Below are 3,182 nucleotides of genomic sequence, written 5' to 3' on the forward strand. Positions count from 1 at the left end.
GGGACGGCTGGTGGGGCAGCCGCTGGACCCGTCCGCCGCCTCCTTCCACGCGGGCGTGGCCGGCCTGGCCGCCGCGCTCACCGCGGCCGCGCTGGCGGAGACGGTCCGGCGGCTGGTCGTACGCCGGCTCATGCATCGGCGGTACATACGTCTGGACCGCGCGTGGGCCGCGGCCGGACCCGACTGGGGCCGGGCGGGCGCGGGCAGCTGACCTGGCAACTCACCGGCCCCGCGCGCGCTACGGTGGAGCCGGAGGCCGGTCGGGTCGCTCCAGCCGCTCTGAACGGCTTCAGTCGCTCCGGCCGCTTCGACAACGCGAGTACGAGGGTGGGGGCACGACAGCGCCATGGCTCAGGGCACGGTCCAGGTGACGCACGGCGGGGCCTCGCGGTGGCGGCGGCGTTCCGGTGAGTATCCGACGCTGAGCGCCGCGCTCGCCGTCGCGGGTGACGGCGACGTGCTGTCCATCGCCCCCGGGACGTACCGGGAGAACCTGGTCCTGCGTCATGCCGTCACCCTGCGCGGGCCGGAGGGGGCGGTCGCCGGGTCGGTGCGGATCGCCCCGCTCGACGGGGTCGCGCTGACGGTGCGCGCCTCGGCCGTGGTCCAGGACCTCTACCTGGAGGGCGCGGACCGGGCGGCGCCCGCGCTGCTCGTCGAGGACGGCTGTCCGGAGCTCAGCGACCTGCGCGTGCACACCCGTTCCGCGGCCGGCATCGAGGTGCGCGGCGGGGCCCGGCCGCTGGTGCGCCGGTGCACGGTGGAGAACCCGGCCGGGGTCGGGATCTCCGTCCTGGACGGCGGCGGCGGGGTGTTCGAGGAGTGCGAGGTGGTGGCCGCCGGGCAGGCCGGCGTCTCGGTCCGCGGCGGGCACCCCCGGCTGGAGCGCTGCCGGATCCACCACGCCACGGGCGCGGGCATCGCGGTGACCGGCGAGGGCTCGGGCCTGGAAGCGCTGGGCTGCGAGGTCTACGAGATCAAGGGCACCGGCGTGCAGATCGCGGCGCGCGCCGCGGCCCGCCTCACCGACTGCTCGGTGCACCGCACCTCGGCCGACGGGGTCACCCTCGACACCGACGCCGTGCTCACCCTCGCGGGCTGCGACATCCACGACATCCCGGAGAACGCGGTCGACCTGCGGTCCCGTTCGGTGCTGACCCTCAGCCGGACCACGGTCCGCCGGTTCGGGCGCAACGGGCTGTCGGTGTGGGATCCGGGGACGCGGGTCGATGCCGAGTCCTGCGAGATCCACGACAGTACGGGTGACTACCCGGCGGTGTGGATCAGCGACGGGGCCACCGCCTCCCTGGATTCCTGCCGGGTGCACGACGTGCCGGACGCGCTGTTCGTGCTGGACCGGGGTTCGCGCGTCGATGTCGTCGACAGCGACCTCTCGCAGGTCCGCAACACGGCCGTCTCGGTCAGCGACGGCGCGAGCGCGCAGCTCGACGACTGCCGCATCCGGGAGGCGGGCACGGGGGCGTGGTTCCGCGACCACGGCAGCGGCGGCACCCTCGCCAACTGCACGGTCGACGGGGTGCAGACGGGTGTGATCGTCACCAAGGGCGCCGACCCGGTGCTGGAGCGGTGCACGGTCAGTTCCCCCGCCGAGGCCGGTTTCTACGTGTCGGCGGGTGGCCGCGGCACCTTCACGGCCTGCCGGGTGACCGGCAGCTCCGGGTTCGGCTTCCACGTCATCGACGGCTGCCGGACCACCCTGACCGGCTGCCACACCGAGCGCTGCGCGCGCGGGGGCTACGAGTTCGCGGAGGACGGCCCGCTCGCCGAGGGGTGCACCAGCGACGAGACCGGGACCCGCCTCGCCGCGCAGGCGGCGGCGGGCGGCGGCGCGCTCGCCGGGGCGCATCCGGGGATCCGTACGGTCACGGCCTCGCAGGGCCTCGCGGGCGGCGCGGGCGGTCCGGCCGAGGTGCCCGGGCAGCGGCCCGCGGACCTGGCGGACCCGCGGGCACCGGGCGGTGCCGGCGCGGCCCCCGGGGCGGGCGCGGCCCGTGGTTCGGGGGAGGTGCTGGGGCAGCTGGACGCGCTGGTGGGCCTGGACAGCGTCAAACGCGAGGTGCGTGCCCTCACCGACATGATCGAGGTCGGGCGCAGACGGCAGCAGGCGGGCCTGAAGGCCGCCTCGGTGCGCCGGCACCTGGTCTTCACGGGCTCCCCCGGCACCGGCAAGACCACGGTCGCCCGCCTGTACGGGGAGATCCTGGCCTCCCTCGGGGTGCTGGAGCGCGGCCACCTGGTGGAGGTGTCCCGGGTGGACCTGGTCGGCGAGCACATCGGTTCGACCGCGATCCGTACGCAGGAGGCCTTCGAACGGGCGCGCGGCGGGGTGCTGTTCATCGACGAGGCGTACGCGCTGGCGCCGGAGGACTCGGGCCGGGACTTCGGGCGCGAGGCGATCGACACCCTGGTGAAGCTGATGGAGGACCACCGGGACGCGGTGGTGGTGATCGTCGCCGGGTACACGGAGGAGATGGACCGCTTCCTGACCGTCAACCCGGGGGTGGCGTCGCGGTTCTCCCGCACCATCACCTTCGGCGACTACGGTCCGCAGGAGCTGCTGCGGATCGTGGAGCAGCAGGCGGAGGAGCACGAGTACCGGCTGGGCGAGGGAACCGGGGAGGCGCTGCTGGTGTACTTCACGGAGCTGCCCAAGGGCCCGGCCTTCGGCAACGGCCGTACCGCGCGCCAGACCTTCGAGTCGATGGTGGAACGGCACGCGGGGCGGGTCGCGCAGCTGGCCGAGCCGAGTACGGACGAACTCACCCTGCTGTTCCCTGCGGATCTGCCGGCCCTGTCCGCGCCGCGCTGATCCGCTGCCCGGGGACGTCCCGTGGGTCGTGTACGTCGCCGCGCGCGGCGGCGGCCAGTCGTGCGAGGAGTGCGTCGCGTTCGGCGTTGAAGGCCGGATCGGCCTGGTAGTCGCCGTGGCGGAGGATCGGCGCGGGCAGCGGGTACCGGGGGCTGCGCCCGTAGCCGAGCGGATCGCGCAGGGGGCCCCGGTCCACGGGTTCCCCGTCGGCCCCGACCGTGTCGACGGGGCCGCCGATGGGGTCGGTGGCCCGCCAGAGGTTGCGCCAGCAGTCGAGGTCGCGGTGCAGGGCGGCGAGGGCGCCGGTGCCGAGCAGCAGGGTGATCCCGGAGACGGCCCCCACGAACACAGG

Annotated in this window: 1 protein-coding gene and 2 pseudogenes; 2 read left to right on the plus strand and 1 reads right to left on the minus strand. The window is 75.2% G+C overall.

What is annotated here, in order from left to right; all coding sequences use genetic code 11:
- Positions 1-211: pseudogene (locus tag ACFV0Q_RS40270) on the plus strand (hypothetical protein); the annotation flags it as partial.
- 135 nt (positions 212-346) lie between these two features.
- On the plus strand, positions 347-2,830 hold the full coding sequence (locus tag ACFV0Q_RS40275; RefSeq protein WP_385012904.1) for a right-handed parallel beta-helix repeat-containing protein: 2,484 nt from the start codon (positions 347-349) through the stop codon (positions 2,828-2,830).
- Here ACFV0Q_RS40275 and ACFV0Q_RS40280 read toward each other — a convergent pair.
- Positions 2,781-3,182, minus strand: a pseudogene (locus ACFV0Q_RS40280) (hypothetical protein); the annotation flags it as partial. The gene ACFV0Q_RS40275 and the pseudogene ACFV0Q_RS40280 sit on opposite strands and share 50 nt — an antisense overlap.

The sequence above is a fragment of the Streptomyces sp. NPDC059564 genome, assembly GCF_042735575.1.
In the GTDB taxonomy this organism is placed as follows: domain Bacteria; phylum Actinomycetota; class Actinomycetes; order Streptomycetales; family Streptomycetaceae; genus Streptomyces.